The 17,311-nt window shown below is 69.8% G+C and carries 13 protein-coding genes and 1 pseudogene; 5 read left to right on the top strand and 9 right to left on the bottom strand.

Translation table 11 applies throughout. The features are described from left to right. The first annotated feature begins 96 nt into the window (after positions 1 to 96). The 3 genes from IA22_RS0131190 to IA22_RS0131180 all read left to right on the top strand — a co-directional run bounded on the left by IA22_RS0131190 (position 97) and on the right by IA22_RS0131180 (position 2,689). Positions 97 to 948 carry a VOC family protein gene (locus IA22_RS0131190; protein WP_030125535.1) on the top strand — a complete coding sequence of 284 codons (852 nt, stop codon included), beginning with the start codon at positions 97 to 99 and terminating at the stop codon, positions 946 to 948. Positions 949 to 998: 50 nt separating this feature from the next. Then, entirely contained in the window at positions 999 to 1,322 is a 324-nt protein-coding gene (gene fdxA / locus IA22_RS0131185) for a ferredoxin (protein ID WP_014158280.1), read from the top strand. A 260-nt stretch (positions 1,323 to 1,582) separates the two neighbouring features. Next, positions 1,583 to 2,689: a cytochrome P450 gene (locus IA22_RS0131180; RefSeq protein ID WP_245229631.1), complete on the top strand. Its 1,107-nt coding sequence runs from the start codon at positions 1,583 to 1,585 to the stop codon at positions 2,687 to 2,689. Positions 2,690 to 2,759: 70 nt separating this feature from the next. On the opposite strand, the gene IA22_RS0131175 is transcribed toward IA22_RS0131180, so the two are convergent. The 8 genes and pseudogenes from IA22_RS0131175 to IA22_RS0131140 form a co-directional block, all read right to left on the bottom strand. Next, positions 2,760 to 3,587, bottom strand: coding sequence for a thioesterase family protein (locus IA22_RS0131175; RefSeq protein ID WP_014158278.1), 828 nt, complete (start codon positions 3,585 to 3,587; stop codon positions 2,760 to 2,762). Between the two features lie 108 nt (positions 3,588 to 3,695). After that, a complete protein-coding gene (locus IA22_RS0131170; RefSeq protein WP_014158277.1) occupies positions 3,696 to 5,087 on the bottom strand; it encodes an amidase in 1,392 nt (463 codons plus the stop codon). Then, positions 5,074 to 5,274: a hypothetical protein gene (locus tag IA22_RS0131165; protein ID WP_014158276.1), complete on the bottom strand. Its 201-nt coding sequence runs from the start codon at positions 5,272 to 5,274 to the stop codon at positions 5,074 to 5,076. The genes IA22_RS0131170 and IA22_RS0131165 overlap by 14 nt, the downstream gene beginning before the upstream one ends. A 172-nt stretch (positions 5,275 to 5,446) precedes the next feature. Next, positions 5,447 to 7,297, bottom strand: a complete 1,851-nt coding sequence (asnB, locus tag IA22_RS0131160; protein ID WP_014158275.1) for an asparagine synthase (glutamine-hydrolyzing) — start codon at positions 7,295 to 7,297, stop codon at positions 5,447 to 5,449. Between the two features lie 175 nt (positions 7,298 to 7,472). Continuing rightward, a complete protein-coding gene (locus tag IA22_RS0131155) occupies positions 7,473 to 8,699 on the bottom strand; it encodes an MFS transporter (RefSeq protein ID WP_030125534.1) in 1,227 nt (408 codons plus the stop codon). A gap of 659 nt (positions 8,700 to 9,358) precedes the next feature. Then, positions 9,359 to 10,342: a GNAT family N-acetyltransferase gene (locus tag IA22_RS0131150; protein WP_030125533.1), complete on the bottom strand. Its 984-nt coding sequence runs from the start codon at positions 10,340 to 10,342 to the stop codon at positions 9,359 to 9,361. Positions 10,343 to 10,391: 49 nt separating this feature from the next. Beyond that, positions 10,392 to 10,760: pseudogene (locus IA22_RS0131145) on the bottom strand (transposase); the annotation flags it as partial. Then, positions 10,691 to 11,209: a universal stress protein gene (locus IA22_RS0131140; RefSeq protein ID WP_038273176.1), complete on the bottom strand. Its 519-nt coding sequence runs from the start codon at positions 11,207 to 11,209 to the stop codon at positions 10,691 to 10,693. The gene IA22_RS0131140 and the pseudogene IA22_RS0131145, both read right to left, overlap by 70 nt. A 195-nt stretch (positions 11,210 to 11,404) precedes the next feature. Between IA22_RS0131140 and IA22_RS0131135 the strand changes: the two genes are divergently transcribed. Together IA22_RS0131135 and lysA are read left to right on the top strand one after the other, a co-directional pair. Further along, on the top strand, positions 11,405 to 11,740 hold the full coding sequence (locus IA22_RS0131135; RefSeq protein ID WP_014158271.1) for an SAV_915 family protein: 336 nt from the start codon (positions 11,405 to 11,407) through the stop codon (positions 11,738 to 11,740). A 38-nt stretch (positions 11,741 to 11,778) separates the two neighbouring features. Next, complete coding sequence (gene lysA, locus IA22_RS0131130) at positions 11,779 to 13,113, top strand: diaminopimelate decarboxylase (protein WP_030125530.1); 1,335 nt, start codon at positions 11,779 to 11,781, stop codon at positions 13,111 to 13,113. 1,018 nt (positions 13,114 to 14,131) lie between these two features. Here the strand turns inward: lysA and IA22_RS0131120 are convergent. After that, positions 14,132 to 17,263, bottom strand: coding sequence for a discoidin domain-containing protein (locus IA22_RS0131120; protein ID WP_030125528.1), 3,132 nt, complete (start codon positions 17,261 to 17,263; stop codon positions 14,132 to 14,134). Positions 17,264 to 17,311: the final 48 nt, after the last annotated feature.

The raw sequence follows: 17,311 nt of genomic DNA, 5'->3' as shown, positions 1-17,311 counted from the left end.
CGGGCCGGGCACCGCGCGGGGCCGCGCTCCGCCGGTCCCCCGTGCCTGCCGCCCTGCGGTCCTCCCAGTCCGACCGAAGAGAGAAGGTATCGGCCCATGTCTGCAGCACCCAGGACCACTGTCCTGCCTGACCGGTGGTTCCGGGCGAACCCGGACTCCGCCGTGCTGACCCGCCCCCGTCTGTTGGCCCGTTCCCTCATCCACCTCGCCGAGCTCGACGAGCGGATCGGCTTCTACGAGGAGCTGACCGGGACGGCCGCGGATCTGCGTATGCCCATCCCGGATTTCGGCGGCCTGGAACTCGCGGCGGTGGGGAACATGCTGTTGATCGCGAGCGTCAGGCCGTTCACCGACATCCAGCGGCGGACCGCGCACTCCGTCATCGTGCCTGCTCTGACAGCGCAGTTGAAGCGACTGCGTGCTGCCGGGGCCACGGTCCTCGAGCCGCCCGAGACGATCCTCCCCGGCAGCCGCGCCCGAGTGCGTTACACCGACGGGACCGTCGCCGAGCTGGTCGAGCATCGGCCGCAGCCGGGCGAGCTTCCGCGTCCCTCCCCCCGCCCGGCGGTCCGCGGTGCGGAGCCGGTCCTGCTCGTCCGCAGGGCGGTGAGCGCCTCGGCGTTCCCGGCAGCCGTCGCCCTGTACGAGACGGCCCTGGGCACACGCTGTGACACCCGTGTCCGTCTGGACGGCGCCTTTCCCGTGGAGCTGGCGACCGTCGGCAGTCTTCTCATCGTCGGCACGGACGGCCCGGAGTTCACCCGGAGCGCAGACGTCGGTCTGGCCCTGGTGACAACCGTGCCACTGGAGCGCGCGTACGGCCTACCGGTACCGCTGGACGGTAGCGCCCCCGCCGGGCGCCACCTCGTGGTGCTCCGGGAGGGCACGCTCGCCGAGGTGTGGGACGGCTCCGTCGGCCTGCGTCCCGCGACGACACCTGGACCGTGAATCACCGGCCGGCCCGTCAGCCGTCCGGTCCATCGAATTCGGAGCGAGTCATGACCTATGTGATTGCCCAGCCGTGCGTCGACATCAAGGACAAGGCGTGCATCGAGGAATGCCCTGTCGACTGCATCTACGAGGGTCCCCGCAAGCTGTACATCCACCCCGACGAATGCGTCGACTGCGGGGCGTGCGAGCCGGTCTGCCCGGTGGAGGCCGTCTTCTACGAGGACGATCTTCCCGCGGAAATGCATTCCTACCGTGTCGTCGATCGTGAGGTCTTCGACGTACTGGGATCTCCTGGTGGTTCGCGCGAGAACGGAACTCTTCCCAGGGACCACGCGGCGGTCGAGGCGGAGCCTCTTCAGGCGCCCGCTTGAGGAAGTCGCCGGAAGGGGGTCCCGGAAAATATCCCTGTGCCATGCGTTCCCCCTCATGACGTTTTCAAGTCCGGTGCAAGAAAAAGGCAATTGAATGAACGAGTCCAGGAGGTTACGCAATGACATCGATCGACGCGGCGGCATCATGCCCGGTACATCACAGTTTCGACCCGCTGGGCGAACCGTATATAGCCGATCCCTACCCGATTCATTCCGCTGTACGTGAAGAGGCTCCGGCCTTCTACGCCGCGGCCATCGACATGTGGGTGATCACTCGGTACGACGACATCGAGGCGGTCCTCAAGGACCCGGGGACATTCTCCGCGGCTGTGGGGCAGCGCCCGGTATTTCCGATGTCGGAGGAGGCGCAGGGAATCCTCAAGGAGGGTTTCCACGCCTACCCGGTGATGTCAGACTGCGACCCGCCCCGCCACACGCGCATCCGGAAGCACAACATGACGGGCTTCTCCCCCCGTCGCATCGCCACCTTGGAACCGAAGGTCTGGGCGAAGGCGACCGAGCTGGTGGATGCCGTCGAACCCGGTCAGGTGGACCTGGTGGCGGCGCTGACCTACCCGTTGCCCGCATACATGATCTTCACCTTCATCGGTTTCCCCGACGAGGACATGGACATGCTGAAGGGCTGGTGCGGCAATCGCATCGCGTTCAGCTGGGGCCGTCCCAGTGCCGACGAGCAGCGTGAGATCGCCACGAACATGACGCACTACTGGAAGTACTGCGAGGACTTCGTCGCCCGCAGGGCGGCGGAGCCGGTGGACGACTTCACCAGCGATCTGGTCCGGATCCACCTGGCCGACCCGGACGCGCTGTCGCTCGCCGACATCACCAACGTCGCCTACGGCCTGAGCTTCGCCGGCCACGAGACCACGACGAGCTTCACCGGCAACGCGATACGCCAACTGCTGTCCAACCCGGAGCAGTGGGCCGCCATATGCGCGGACCGCTCGCTCATCCCCAAGGCGATCGAGGAGCTGCTGCGCTACGACAGCAGCATTCCCGCGTGGCGGCGGATCACCACGCGTGCGGTCGACGTCGGCGGCGTTCGGGTACCCGCCGAGGCCAAGGTCCTGATCCTCCTCGGAGCGGCCAACCGGGACCCGAAGCATTTCGAGGAACCGGAGAGCTTCGACATCACCCGGGGCGACGCTCGACGGCATCTCGCCTTCGGGAAGGGCATCCACTACTGCATCGGCGCCCCGTTGGCGCGGATGGAGGCGCGGATCGCGCTCGACCTGCTCGCTCAGCGCGTCCCGGACCTGCGGCTGGTGGCGGACCAGGACTTCGACTTCCCGGCCAACGTCTCGTTCCGCGGGCCCCGGAGCCTGCTCGTCGACTGGCCCGGCTGAGACACGGTCGCCTCGACGCGGTCGGCTGCGGGCCCTGTCCCGCAGCCGACCGCGTCGAGGCGACACCTGGTCAGGTGCGGGTTCCGCGCTCGGTGACCAGCAGGGTCTGCAGGACCCGACCGCAGTCGCCGATGGCGTCGTCGAGCTGCCCGAGGGCCAGGCCCGAACCGGCGGGACTCGCCGCGGTGTCCGAGCGCAGACACAGCCACTCGCCCACCGGGTCGCGGTGCAGAGCGAGAGTGATGTCCGTGTTGATGACGAGTCCCGCGTGGTGGTCGAGTTCGAACGCGACGGCCCAGCTGCTGTCGGCCAGGGTGAGCGCCCGGGTCAACGGCGTGTCCTGTGCTCCCTCGACGAGCGGGATGCGCTGGCGTGCCCAGGCGGTCCCGGGACCGAGCGAGTCGAAACCCTTGCCGGGCTCGAAGCGCCACTCCATGGCCGAGACATAGCCTTCGAGGTGGGCCGCGGCCATGGTGTGCGGTGCCTGCGGGCCCGGCCGCTGCGGCGCGGCCGGCGCGGGACACAGTGACGGCGTCTCGGGTGGGCTGGCGACCAGCCGCCAGGCGCGTGCCACCAGCACCGGGGTGCCCCCGGACGTCATCTCGCCCTCCAGGATCTCCGTACGGCCGCCGGAGCGCACGGTCCGTACCTCGAGCTCCAGATCCGCGACGGGCACGGGGCGCAGCAGTTCCACGGTTACGCGGGCGATGCGCATCCCGCGCCGGGGGGCGTGCTGTTCCATGGCTCGGCCCATGAGCGCGGAGGGGGGACCGCCGTGCTGGGTCTTGGCGCTCCAGGGCCCCGCCGTAGCCGGTGAGCTCGCGAAGCGGCCATTGCCCAGGTCGTGGTAGAAGGCGTTCGCCGTCGTGGCGGACAGGGGCGACGGTCCGGTGTTCATGCGGGGTCCCTTTCGGTGCTCGGTGCCGGTTCGGCGAGGGCGTAGCGGCAGTATGCGGGGCGTCGCGCGTGCTGAGTAGGCGGTTGGCGGTGATGCGCCCGCGGTCTGTCAGTGATGCGTCCCCTGCGCGGGGGCGGGCCGGGCCGGGTCGTCACGGGACCTCTCGAAGACGGAACCGGTGCGTAGGAGGGTGGACTCGTCGAACGGGCGGGCCATCAGCTGCATGCCGATGGGCATGCCGTCGGAGTCCCGCGCGACGGGCAGGGAGAGTGTGGGGAACCCCGTGACGTTGCCGGGCGCGGAGAGCCGTACGTACGCGGAGGTGACGGACTCGGTATAGCCGTCCGGCCAGTTGACGGTGTCCTGGTCCCGTGGCACCGCGGTCAGCGGCACGCTGGGGGCGGCGATCACGTCGACACCGTCGAACACGCCGAGCCAGGCCTGCCGGATCAGGGTGCGGGAGCGCTGGGCACGGAGATGGTCCGCGGCCAGGATGTGCGCTCCGGCCTCCAGCAGGAGACGTACGTCCCGCCCGTAGAGGTGCGGCACCTCCCGCAGTCCGCGCTCGTGGACGGCTGCCGCCTCCGGAGCCATCAGCCCCCAGTGGGTGGCCTCCATGTGTTCCGTGAGGGGCGGGACCACGGGTACGGTCGTGGCGCCCAGCGCCCGGAGGTCCTCGATGGCCTGCCGGACCGCCACTTCCACCTGCGGGTCGACGTGCTCGAAGAAGAAGGCGGCGGGAACGCCGACGCGCAGGCCCAGCAGGTCACCGCGCGTCCCGGCGCACCGGGGCGGTGTCCCGGGGCCGTGGTGCCCCTGGTCCGTGAGGGCCCGCAGCACGAGGCCGGCGTCCCCGGCCGTCCGGGTCAGCGTGCCGACGGTGTCCAGGGACCATGACAAGGGGGCGACACCGACGCACGGGACGAGCCCGTAGGTGGGCTTGAGGCCGACGACGCCGTTCAGCGCCGCCGGAACCCGTACAGAGCCCCCCGTGTCCGTGCCGAGGGCGAAGAGGGCGGAACCGGCGGCCACCGCGACCGCCGATCCCCCGCTCGAACCACCGGCCGTGCGCTCCGCCCGCCAGGGGTTGAACGTCTGCGGGGTGAGCAGGCCGTAGGCGAACTCATGTGTCTGGGTCTTGCCCACCAGGACGGCACCGGCCCGCGCGAGCCGGGCGGCCACCGTGCTGTCCTGGCCCGGTACACGGCCTTCCCACGCCCGTGACCCAGCCGTGGTGGGTATCCCGGCGGTGTCGATCATGTCCTTGAGTCCGTAGGGGATGCCGTGCAGCGGGCCACGGTAGTCACCCTCGCGGATCTCGCGCTCTGCCCGTGCGGCGGCTTTCCTCGCTCGGTCCGCGTCCACGGTGGCATAGGCGTTGAGCCGTCCTTCGCTCGCCTCGCAGCGGGTCAGGACGGACTCGACGAGCTCGACGGGCGACAACTCGCGCCCGCCGACGGCGGCGGCGGCCTCCTCGACCGTCATCTCACAGGACAGCATCGGGCGTTCCAGCCTGGGTGCCTGCGGCGCTGTACGCCGACGACGGGGCGACACCTTCGAGGTCGAGGCCATGCAGCCCGGCCAGGATGCCGTCGAGCCAAGCGGCCAGTTCCGACACCCGGTCGGACCAGCCGGCCTCGGGCGCGGGCTCCTGTGGTGCCGCAGGCGGACCGTACGAGGAGGCCATCGAGGATTCCTTACGCGAGGCGGGCGAGCAGGGAAGGACCCGGCGGCCCTTCGGGAGACGAGAGGGCCGCCGGGGTAGGGGTGTCCGCGGCCTTCGGAGCCGGTCACGGACAGGAGCGCTGCAGGAGCGGTACTACTGGGCGGTGCTGGAAGGACGTGCGGTATCCGACGCGCTAGAGGTCGATCGTGACGTCGTACGACTCCAGCCAGGCGTTGAGCCAGAGCGGTACTTCCAGGTCGATGCGGGTGATCTGCGTACTGGCCGTGCTGATGCTTCCGTCGAGGCGGCCGCGGGTCCGTTCCAGGTCGAGGAGCGGCAGGATCGGCGCGTTGCCCTGGCCGATGACCTCGGCAAGCCTGTCCCGGAGCTTCTTCTCGTAGCCCGAGTCCTGGGTGCTGGGGTAGGGCGCCTTCACCCGCTGCGCGATGGACTCGGGAAGCACGTCGCGGGTCGCGGCGCGCAGCAGGCTCTTCTCACGGCCGTCGAAGGTCTTCATGGCCCAGGGGGCGTTGAAGACGTACTCGACGAGACGGTGGTCGCAGAACGGGACGCGCACCTCCAGTCCGACGGCCATGCTCATCCTGTCCTTCCGGTCCAGGAGGGTGTTGAGGAAGCGGGTGAGGTTGAGGTAGCTGATCTCTCTCATGCGCTTCTCCAGGCCGGTCTCACCTGCCAGGACCGGGACTTCGGCGATGGCGTCGCCGTAGCTGGAGCGCCGGTATGCGGGAATGTCGAGGGTTCTCAGCAAGCCGCCGTCGAACAGCGGTGTGCCGTCGTAGAACGGTCCCGGAGTGGTGGTCAGCCAGGGGAACGTTTCGGCGGTGAGCACCTCGGGGTCGTGGAACCAGCTGTAGCCGCCGAAGAGTTCGTCGGCGGACTCGCCGGACAGTGCGACCGTGGAGCGTTCCCGTACCGCCTGGAAGAGGAGGTAGAGGGAGGGCCACAGGTCTCCGTACCACATGGGGGGCAGGTCGGTGGCGGCGAGGACTGCCGCCCGGACCCCGGGGTCGCTCAGGTCGTCGCTGTTGAGAAGGATCTCCTTGTGCGCGGCGTCCACGTGCTGGACGAGGTCCCGTACGAAGGGCGCGTCGGGCGTACTGCGCAGAGGGTCGGGGACGAAATTCTCCTCGGCTCCGACGAAGTCGACGGAGAAGGAGCGGACCGGGCCCCCTCCTTCGGCGGCCAGCGCCTTGGCGGCCAGGGCGGTGATCGCGGAGGAGTCGAGTCCGCCGGAGAGCAGGCTGCACAGGGGGACGTCGGAGATGAGCTGCCGGCTCACGGTGTCCTCGAGCAGGCCGCGGACCGTGTCGATGGTCTGCTTCAGCGTGTCCGTGTGTTCCTTTGCCTCCAGCGCCCAGTAGCAGCGCTTGACCAGACCTTCGCGGCGGACCCGGACGGTGTGGCCGGGCCGGACCTCGTGCATCCCGGTGAAGATCGCGTGCTCGGGGGTCTTGACCATGTCCAGGAGTTCACGCAAGCCGTCGACGTTGATCCGGCGGGGGATTCCCGGGTTCGCGAGGATCGTCTTGGGTTCGGAGCCGAACAGGACCCCGTCGGCCGTCGGGTAGTAGTACAGAGGTTTGACGCCCATCCGGTCCCGCACGAGGAGCAGTTCCTGGCTGCGGACGTCCCAGACGGCGAATGCGAACATGCCGTTGAGCTTGTCGACGAGTCCCTCCCCCCATTCCAGATAGCCGCGCAGCACCACTTCGGTGTCGCTGCGGGTACGGAAGCGGTGCCCCCGGGAGGCGAGGTCGGACCGGAGTTCACGGTAGTTGTATATCTCGCCGCTGAAGGTGAGGACGGCGAGTGTGCGTCCGTCCTCCTCGGCCGTCATGGGCTGGCGGCCGCCTTCCAGGTCGATGACCGAAAGCCTGCGGTGGCCGATCGCGGCATGCCGGTCGATCCACACCCCTTCGTCGTCCGGGCCGCGGCACGCCATCGTCCGTGTCATGGCGTCGACGACGGCGCGCTCCTGTCCTAAGTCGCGCGTGAAATCTACCCAGCCCGCGATGCCGCACATAAGCGACGTACTCCTTCGGTCGAAGAACGGAAGAACGGCGGACGCCTGCCTGATGCGGGCGCCCGTGTCCCTGGGACAAGGGATGTGTGTGCAGGTCACCGGACCGGCCCGTCGCAGCGGGGTGGCTACGGCGGACCGGACGTCGGGCAGGAGCCCTGGGTGAGGAGCTGTGGCCCTACGGCTGGTGAGCCGGCTCGGGCCAGGTGACCTTTCGGGCCTGGTGAACGCCGATGGCCACCACGGTGAAGACCGCGGCCGTGCCGGCGAGTGCCATGACCACGGACGGGGAGGACTGGTCGACCACCACGCCTCCGGCCAGGGCGCCCATCGAGATGGTGGCTTGGAACGACGCCGTGAAGAGCACCGATGAGGCCTCGGGGGAATCGGGACATGCCTTGGCGAACCAGGTCTGGGAGCAGACCGGAACGGCCCCGTACGCGACACCCCACAGGATCAGCAGACTCACCGCCCCGAGCCGGCTGCCGCCGAGCACAGGGAGCAGCAGGGTCGCCCCGCCGATCATCGCGGCGGCCGCCGCGAAGGTGGCCCTCGGGTATCGCCCCACGAGTGATCCGCCCAGGAAGTTCCCGGCGATGCCGGCTGCCCCGTAGATGAGGAGGAACACGGTGATGAGCCCGGCGCCCACGTGCGTCACCTGTTCCAGGAACGGGGTGACGTAGGTGTAGGCCCCGAAGTGGGCGAGCACGACCAGGAAGGTGATCACCAGAGCGAACCTGGTGTTGACGCTTTTCAGCATGCCGGTGAGCACGCGCAGGCGTGTGGGCTCCTCCGCGGGCAGGGACGGGACCACCAGGATCAGCAGGACGAACACGGCGAGAGTCAGCACTCCCATCACCAGGAAGGCTGTACGCCACCCCGCGACGTCCCCGATGAACGTGCCCATCGGTACGCCGAGCACAGATCCGAGCGGTACCGAGGAGAAGATCACGGCGGTGGCGCGGCCGACCGACTCCGGAGGTACCAGCCGGCCGGCCAGTCCCGCCCCGATCGACCAGAACCCTCCGATGGTGATGCCGACCATGACCCGGGAGACCAGGACCAGCCAGTAGCTGGACGCAGCCGCCGCCAGGAAGTTCGCCAGCGCCAGCAGGAGGACGAACGCCCCCAGCATGAGACGCCGGTCGATGCGCCCCGTTGCCACGGTGACCAGAGGTGCCGAGATGGCCGCCAGGAAGCCCGGCATGGTCATCATCAGGCCGGCCATTCCATCGGAGATGGTGAAACTCGACCCGATGGAGGTAAGCAATCCGATCGGCAGGATTTCGGTGGTGACGATCGAGAAAATTCCCAGCATCACCGAGATCACGGCCAGCCACGAGACAAGTGGCGACCGTGCCGGCAGTTCAGCTGGGTCGATGGAAGCAGTCGTTGCTGTGGACACGAATCCCGTCCTGTTGTGGGGCGTCACAAATGGTTGTGAGCACTATTGCAGCAGGGACAGGAGACACCTTCTGGCAGTTTTCCGACGTCAACAAGAGCGCCCGGGCACCCCGCCGACCCGTCGGCCGAATGGCGTCAGGGCCGGAGAGCCCGGCGTTGCTGCTGTTCAGGCGGTTCGGGGTGGGTCGGGAGGCCGGTGACGGGACGCCCCTCGTTCGGCGGCAAGTCGACGCTACTTCGTCAAGTCGGCGAGCACAGAGAAGGCGAACTCCCGAGCGAAGAGAGGACACGGGATCGATACGTTCGAATTTTGACTTTCCTCCATCAGAAATGCATGAACAAGAAAGGAAACGGTCGACTCGGACTGACGACCGCTCCGGAGATCAGCACTGCGGGTTCACCGGAGTGCTCGGGCGCACAACGCGATCGGCTCTCGTCGCCGGCACGCTGGGACGCGTCGGCGACAAAAGCCCGGGACGAAGGCGTGCGCGAAGGTGCCACATGGGGCGACGACCACTCAGTCAGGCCGATAAGGATCTGGCGTCCGCCCAGCACATCGCCAGGAGGACCACCGGGGCCGGAACGGTCGACGGCATGGCACTCCATGTGGAGATATCGTCAAATTCCGTGGATCGACCGGACAGTCCGATGACCGGTCGATCAAACGAGCGGCTTGCGGTAGCGGACATACTCGTTCCGTCTCCGGAACCCCACGCTCTCGTAAAGATCGTAGGATCGGTGCGGATTTGCCGTGCCCGTGTACAACCTGGCAGTCGTTGCGCCCCGCTCGCGAAGACTTCGCAGCCCGTCCAGCAGCAGGACCCGGCCGATTCCGAGGCGTCGCTGGTCCGTTCGGACACTCAGCTCTTCGACCTCGCCCACGGTGTGGTCGTGGCCGCGGATGGAGCAGAGGGCCACGCCGAGCATGTCCTGCCCGTTCCAGGCGGCCCTCCAACATGCCGGGTTGGCGGTGTCGACAAAGTCCTGGAAGGACCATTTCTGGGTGAAACCGGTGTCCGCATACGAGTCGACGACCGTCCTCCAGGCCGCGCGGTAGTGGCTGGTCCCGATCGGCCCCGTCCGTATCCCGGGACGGAGTTCGCTGCCCGGCTCGGGCAACTGCTGCAGATCGCCCAGCTCTAGCTCGACCAGACTGAAGACACGTCGGTAGCCGGCTGCGAGCAGAAGCGCCGTGGCATCCTGCTCGGAGATCATGGCGTTCGCACCGATCACCGCAGTCCGCACCGTGCCGTGTATTTCGACGAGCTGGCGGATCCGCTCTTCGGCCCAGCGCAGCATGGCTGATCCGATGCCCTGGCCGCGATGCTCGGGCAAGAGGTAACCGCGGTGCAGGTACAGCCACGTATCGTCCCGCTCCTGCCACCACCGGATCGTCGAGTAGCCGACGACGCTCCCGTCGCGCACCACCAGGACCTGGTTCTTGGACGGCTCGTCCAGCTTGGCAGAGGCCTCGGCGATCTCGGCGGCTGTCGGGAGCCCTTCCACCACCGAACGGGCGTCGACCCGGTCCCGTTCGACACATTCCAGCCGCACCGTGGCCATGGGGCCGTGGTCCACATCACCCCGATACGGCCGGAACCCGAAGCCGGCTGGGAGGCCCTGTCCTGGCGTGTCATCCGACATGACCGGATGATCTCGAACTTTGAGGCAGGTCCGCCACCCTGTTCATGAGTCATGCTGCGGTCGTCTGCGGCCGCTCCACGAGGTAGCCGCGTTCGATGTGGGCTCCGACTCGGACGAGGGCGACGAGGTGGGGTGCATTCACGGCTCGCCAGCGGGTCCGGGTGGCCTCGACGAGCTCGAACACCATCGCAAGTGCGGCCGCTCGTGAGCCGGCCCCTTGGGTGACCTTGGTCCGCAGCCGGACGGCCGCCAAGGTCGACTCGATCAGGTTGGTGGTCCTCAGCTGGTCCCGGTGCTCGGCGGAGAAGTCGTAGAAGGCCGGCAGTCCGTCCTCGTCATCGGTGATCTTCATGACGGCCATGGGGAACTTGGCGCCGTGTTGTCTGGCGACCACGTCCTGCGCCGTACTGCGGCAATTTCGGCCTCGAGCGGGTTCGGGGGGACGGCGAGCACGGGGCACGGCGCGTGTGCCAGGCAATGCCTGGCCACCGGCGCCCGCAGTCCAGGGAACCACCTGCCGCGGATGCCCGTGCCGACGACCAGGAGGTCGTCGGACGACCGAACAGCATCGACGAGAACCGCCCCCGGGTCGCCCCGAACGGTACACCCGACCAAAGTGACTCCCGGTCTTCCTGCGGCGAACGCCGTGTCCAGAGCCGTGCACAGATCGTCCCTCGCCGCCTCCCGGCACTCCCCCAGCAGGGCGGTGCCGTACGTGGCACGGCTGCCCAGCCCTCCACCGGGCAGTTGCCAGGCCAGGACCGCATACAGCTCCGCGTTGCGCTCCTGGGCCTCGGCAGTGGCCCGGTGGAGGGCCGTGAGGCTTCCCAGGGAACCGCTCACACCGACCACAACCCTCCGCTGCACCGCATGTCCTCCTGGTCGTCCTGTCCCGGAACTACATTGAACGGCGGTCCGAGGGCTCCGGGCGTCAGTGATCCGTATGAACCGGACGACAGGCGTCAAAGTTGCGTCAGGTGACCAAGCAGTCACCCCAGGGGCGGGCATAGCTTCGACGCCACGCGCCGGCAACCGCCTCCCGCGGATCCTTCGGAGGAACCCATGTGCCTCTCCCAGTACGACGACGACCCCGACCCCGAAGAACGGGCCCCTGCCGGGCTGCTCCACGTACCAGTCCGGCCTGGAGCAGCGGGGCCCGCGCTACGGATGTTCCGCTCCCCCATGGGGGAGCGGACCGCCGTCGGCTTCACCCGCCAGGACCTGCTGACGGCGGCCCTCGGTGCCGGTCAGTCCTCTATCAGGCTCTCCGAGCCCGCGCTCCGTTCCCTCGCGGCTCCTCTCGGCGTGGAACGGCTCGTCCTCGACCCCGCCCTTTCGGCCCCCGCAGTCACCGCGGAGCCGGTGCACACGGCCGCACAGCCGGTCCGCGCGCTGTGACTCACGCTTCGACACCCGCCTTCCGAGGAGATGCAGTCATGTCCGCTCCCGTTCTCACCGGGCCTTCGGCCGAACTGGATGATCTGTCCGTCTGGCCGGCCTCCACCGCCCGCCTCCCGGGCGGGAACCTGAGTGTCGGCGGGGTCTCGCTCACCGACGTGGCCGAGCGGTTCGACACCCCGGCCTATGTGCTGGACGAGGGCGAGGTGCGGGCACGGTGCCGGACGTACCGGGCCGTCTTCCCTGACGCCGATGTGCTCTACGCCGCCAAGGCGTTCCTGTCCCGGGCGATGGTGCGGTGGATCGACGAGGAGGGACTCGGCCTCGACGCCTGCTCCGCCGGCGAACTCGAACTCGCCGTCATGGCCGGGTTTCCGGCGGCACGGATAGTGCTGCACGGGAACGCGAAGAGCCCGAGGGACATCGAGACCGCGCTGCGACTCGGGGTCGGACGGATCGTCGTCGACAGCCCCTCGGAGATCGCTCGACTTGCCGCCCAAGTCGGCTCCGGCGGTCGGCAGAAAGTGATGGTGCGGGTGGTGCCGGGCGTCTCCGCAGGCGGGCACGAGAAGATCCGTACCGGTACGGACGGGCAGAAGTTCGGCCTGTCCCTCACCGATGGTTCCGCCCAGCACGCCATCGCCCGGGTCCTCGGCCAGCCGCAGCTCGAACTGACGGGCCTTCACTGCCACATAGGCTCCCAGATCACCGACGTCAAGCCCTACTTGGTGGCCGTGCGCCGGATGGTCGGGCTGATGGCCCGGATCAAGGAGAGCCACGGCGTCACGTTCCCGGAACTCGACATGGGAGGTGGGCATGGCGTGGCGTACCGGGCAGGGGAAAGCGCACTGGACCTGACCGCGCTAGCACACCGTCTGAACGGGGAACTCTCCGCGAGCTGTGCGGCAGCGGGGTTGCCCGTGCCGAGACTCGTCATCGAGCCCGGGCGGGCGGTAGCGGCCCCCGCAGGTGTGGCGGTGTACCGCGTACTCGCCGTCAAGCCCACCGGGTCGACGATGTTCGTCGCAGTCGACGGCGGTATGAGCGACAACCCCAGGCCCGCTCTGTACGGGGCCCGCTACGCGCCGCGGCTGATCGGCCGCTCCACGACCGCCGAGCCGGTCGCCACCACGGTCGTAGGTCGGCACTGCGAGGCGGGCGACATCCTCGCGGCTGATGTCCTGCTGCCCGGAGACGTCCGCCCCGGCGATCTGCTCGCCGTGCCGGTGTCCGGCGCCTACCAACTGTCCATGGCTTCCGACTACAACCTGGTCGGCCGTCCTCCGGTCGTCGCGGTGCACGATGGCTCGGCCCGTCTGTTGGTGCGACGTGAGACGCAGGAAGACTTCCGGCGGCGCGATATCGGCGCCTGATCACGAGCACCCGCAGGGCCCCTGTGCTGCAGCGTCCCGCTGTGGTGCAGGGGGCTTACCGTGTCACTCCGATTCGTGGGCGTCGACGGCAACGGGCTACGACCTCGGCCCTGCCTTCGTGCGCGCACAGCGGCGCGTACCGGCGCCGTGTACACAGTGGTCCTCGCGGGGTGGCGAGCATTTCGCGGTGTCAGCGCAGGTCTTCTCTGAACTACTGAAGCTGAATGCGTGATGGCGGTCACCATGCGTGATCAGGGGACCTCATGGTCCCAGCTCCGACGTGGTCCGCACCATTTCTGGCAGGTCAGCATCCTCGGTCGTAGATCGCCCGCAGCCACGGGTCCCTGACGGCGGGCTTCCGCGTGAGCGTGTACCGGAACGCCTCCCTCGACGGCTCGAACGGGTACCGAGGGTGCGGCGGCAGCGGGTCGTCCCGCTCGACGCCTGCTGGCAGTCCGCCGCCCACCGGCAGCCTGGTTCGGCGGGGCGGGAAGGCAAGTTCGGCCCAGAGCGCGGCATCCACAGGTACCGGTGCCGTCAGGGCCGTTCTTTGCAGTTGCGGGCTCTTCACAAGCGCCAGGAGGGCGCTCAGCGATCCAGGCCCGCAGAGCTTTCTCATTCCGAGCCTCGGCCGGCGACGGCCCGGTACATGGCCGCGCTCTCTCGGGCTCGTACCGCACCGGTCGCCCCGCCCCTCCCCCGCCGCCTCCTGGCTGGGTAACCACGGACCGGCGGAACGCCACCTGGGCGGCTCCGGACCTCGTACAGGATCACGAGGCCCTCCGGGCACCCGGCCTGACAGGAACGCACCGGTCCCCGGCTGTCACCTGGAGGACCGGTGCATCCTCCCTGCCGGACCGGGCCGAACACCGCGCCGTCCCGGTCCCGTTCCGCGGCTCGGGGGGCGTGGTGATCCTGGGCCGGAGCGGCAACGTCTCTCTTTCCGGCCGTCTCTTCGGCGCCAGGACCTCGCACACGGTCCGCACGGGAGCCGGTGCCGGCACCGGCTCCCGTGCGCTCAGTGGACCGAGAGCCGCACGAGACCGGTGCTCCTCTCAGGTGCGCCGGACACGCGCAGCGCCACATAGCGGGGGGAGCCCGAAGCCCGCAGGGTCCTCTCCCGGCCGCGGCCGGTCAACGCGCCCGCCCGGCGGTAGCGGATCCCGTCGTCGCTGAACTCCACGGACATCGCCGGGACGTTTCCGGTCAACCACTCGGCTTCCACCCGCTGCACCGCGCGTCGCGCACCGAGGTCCACGACCATCCGGCCGTCGCGCCCCGGCCGCCACACCGTGTCCGGATCACCGTCCACCGCCGCGGCGGGTTCCGACATCCCTGCGGGCAGCGGCGCGTTCGGAAAGACGGTTCGGCCCAGAGCCTGGTCCGTCGTCGGGTACGCCAGGGCCCCACGCACCGTGGTCTCCGTGACCCGGCCCGGCCGCACCGTCACCACGGTGCTGCGGCCCTGCGCCTCTACCCGCACCCGGCAGGCCGGACCGGACAGCCGGACCGTCGCGGCGTCCACGACCTCCGCCCGCAGCCCGTCGGGCAGCGAGCGCCCCGACAGCGCGACCAGCGTGAACCGCGGCGGCAGCAGCAACGCCGACGCCGCCTCCAGCCGCGCCTCGTAGCGCAGCCCGTTCCCGGTCACCAGTTGCTCGCCCTCGTAGACCTCCCGGTGACGGCTCTCCTGGACCAGGGAGACCGGGGTGCGCACCGCCCGGTCCGAGAGGTTGAACAGGCTGAGGTGCCCGTCCGTGACCGCCGCCTGCACCCGGTCGTCCCCGGTCGTGGGCGTAGGCCGGCGGGCGAGTGCCTCCAGCTCGGCGGTGGACACTCCGCAGTGGCCCTCCACCAGCAGCGGGCCCTCGTCGTCCTCCGCGGGCACGATCGTGTCCCCGTACACCGCGAGCGGGCCGCGTCCGCCGCGCACCACCAGTCCGGCCCGGCCGTCGACGTCCAGCCAGCCGCCGGTGCTGCGCAGCGCCGGGGCGGGGCCGTCGGCCAGGTCCGTCCACCGCTCGCCGTCGTCCGAGCCCTGTACCAGGTAGCTGCGGCCTGCCGCGCTCTCCCAGCGCAGGGTGACCCGGTCCAGGGCGCGCGGCTCCCCGAGGTCCACCGCCAGCCAGCTGTCGGGGCGTGGCCGGTCGGCGGTGGAGACCGCCCAGCGCGTCGTGTCGTCCCCGTCGACGGCCAGCTCCGGCCCCCTGCCCGGTGTGTACGAGGAGGCGGTCGCCCGTCCGCCGCGCGCGAGGTCGGGACCGGCCGCTCCGTCCCGTGCCTCCACAGCGAACAGCGAGTATCCGTAGGCCGGATCGGGCGTCACGCCAAGGACCCGCAGGTGCCGCACCGTCGCACGGTCGAAGGGGAGCTCGTCGACCCGGCCGGTCGAACCTCCGGAGGAGTCCCGGGACGCGACCTTCGCCGAGCCCTCTGCGAAGCGGTACGTGCGGCTGCCGTCCAGGCCCGCCACGCCCGGCATGGTCAGGTTGTGCACCTCGAGTCGGCCGCCCACGGTGTCCGGGCCGCCGGCCGCATGGACGACCGCGCCGGTGGGCAGCGTGGTGAAGCCAGCAAAACCGTTCTTCAGTCGTAGGAGCGTCGCGCTCCCGTCGAACCCGTCGCGCGGAGTGGTGTGCGTGCGGACAGAGCGGCCGGTGACCTCGACGGCGGTGGAGGGCAGGAACATCGGCGTGCTGCCGCTGATCCGGAACAGCCAGTCGTCGTGGCCGGGCTGCCAGGCGAACTTCACGAACTTCGGCTTGGACACCGCGCCCGCCCAGGCTGCGGGCGACTGGTGCGCGACCAGGCCCGGCCCCTCCCCGAAGTCGGTCACCCCGGAGGCGTACGCGAACAGCTCTTGGCCCGACAGCGGCACGACCGGCCGGCCCGCCTCGGGCCACACGTGCAGCAGATAACTGATGGCCAGCTCGGCGCGTGCCTCCGGCTCGTACTTCGGCTCACCCGAGAACTTCGCGAGCCGGTACTCGGGCGGGTACGCCTGGTAGGCCTCCAGCCTTTCCGCCAGGTCCTGTTCGGCGCGGGCCGCCGCCCGGTCGCCCATCACCCGGGACAGGAACGCCAGCGGGATGACATCCCGGCCGTAGAGATGCTCCCTGTCGTTGACCATCGGCATCAGCGGCTCACCCGCGTCCGACATCACACCCAGCAGGGTCCGCCACAGCGGTCCGGCGTTCGGCTGCCGGGTCAGCACCTCGGGCAGCGGCTCCCCCGCGGCCAGGAAGTGCGCCGCGTTGCGCCCCGAGGTCCGCCACAGCTCCGCCTGGTAATGCGGGCCGAATGAGCCGTGGTTCTCCACGATGAACGTGTCGTAGACGTTCCGGGCGGTGTTCCGCGCCACCGGAACGCCGTCCACGCGGGCCGGGTTGGCCAGGTCGGCCTCCGGCAGGCCGGCCTCGTTGCGCGACCAGGCGCCGTAACCGACGGCCCACTCGGCGCGCCGCCGGTCGTCCGGGGCCCAGGCCAGCGCGGGGGCCAGCGCCTGGGCGTAGATGCCCATCTCCTCCAGCTTGGTGTCGCCGACGTGTCCGCCCGCCGGACCGTTCGGCGTCCAGGATCCGGAGGCGGGGTCGTCCCCGGTGCCCAGGGCGTGCGTGTACGCGGCCTGCTCCCGGACGATCGTGTCGACCAGGGAGCGGGTCTGCGCGTCCAGTTCGTCCCACAGCAGCCGGGCGGCCAGCACGAAGTACGACTGGAACGTGGTGTCGAAGAACAGGGTGCGGCCCCACTGCGTGCCGCCGGTCAGCCGGTTGGAGGCGGCGAAGTGCCGCAGCGTCGCCAGGGTCCGCCGCCTGAGGGTGTCCCGGTCCACGCCGGCGAGCTCGGCGTCGTAGCTGCCCCGGGTCAGCAGCACGGCGTGGCCGAGCACCACCGCGAAACCGAAGGACTTGTCGGTGTAGATGCCCCGGGCCTCGTCCCACTGCGTCTCGGACCAGCGGGTGTGCCGCAGCAGGACCCGGTAGTACGTGGCGGCGACCACGTCCTCCGGGGCGCTCTCACCCGCTGTTCCATGAGGGGGCGCCGCTGCAGGCAGGGCACCTGCGCCCAGTGGCAGGGATACCGCGGCTCCGGATGCACCGAGGATCTGGAGCAGACGGCGGCGGCCGAGGGGCAGGGAGGTCGGGCCCATGATGGTTCTCCTCTGACGGGCTCTCGCGGCGGTCCTGGGGCAGGCGTA

It is taken from the genome of Kitasatospora papulosa, assembly GCF_000717245.1.
GTDB classification, from domain to species: Bacteria; Actinomycetota; Actinomycetes; order Streptomycetales; family Streptomycetaceae; genus Streptomyces; species Streptomyces papulosus.
The sequence above is the reverse complement of the archived record's forward strand: the minus strand, read 5'-3'. Positions and strand labels throughout refer to the sequence as shown.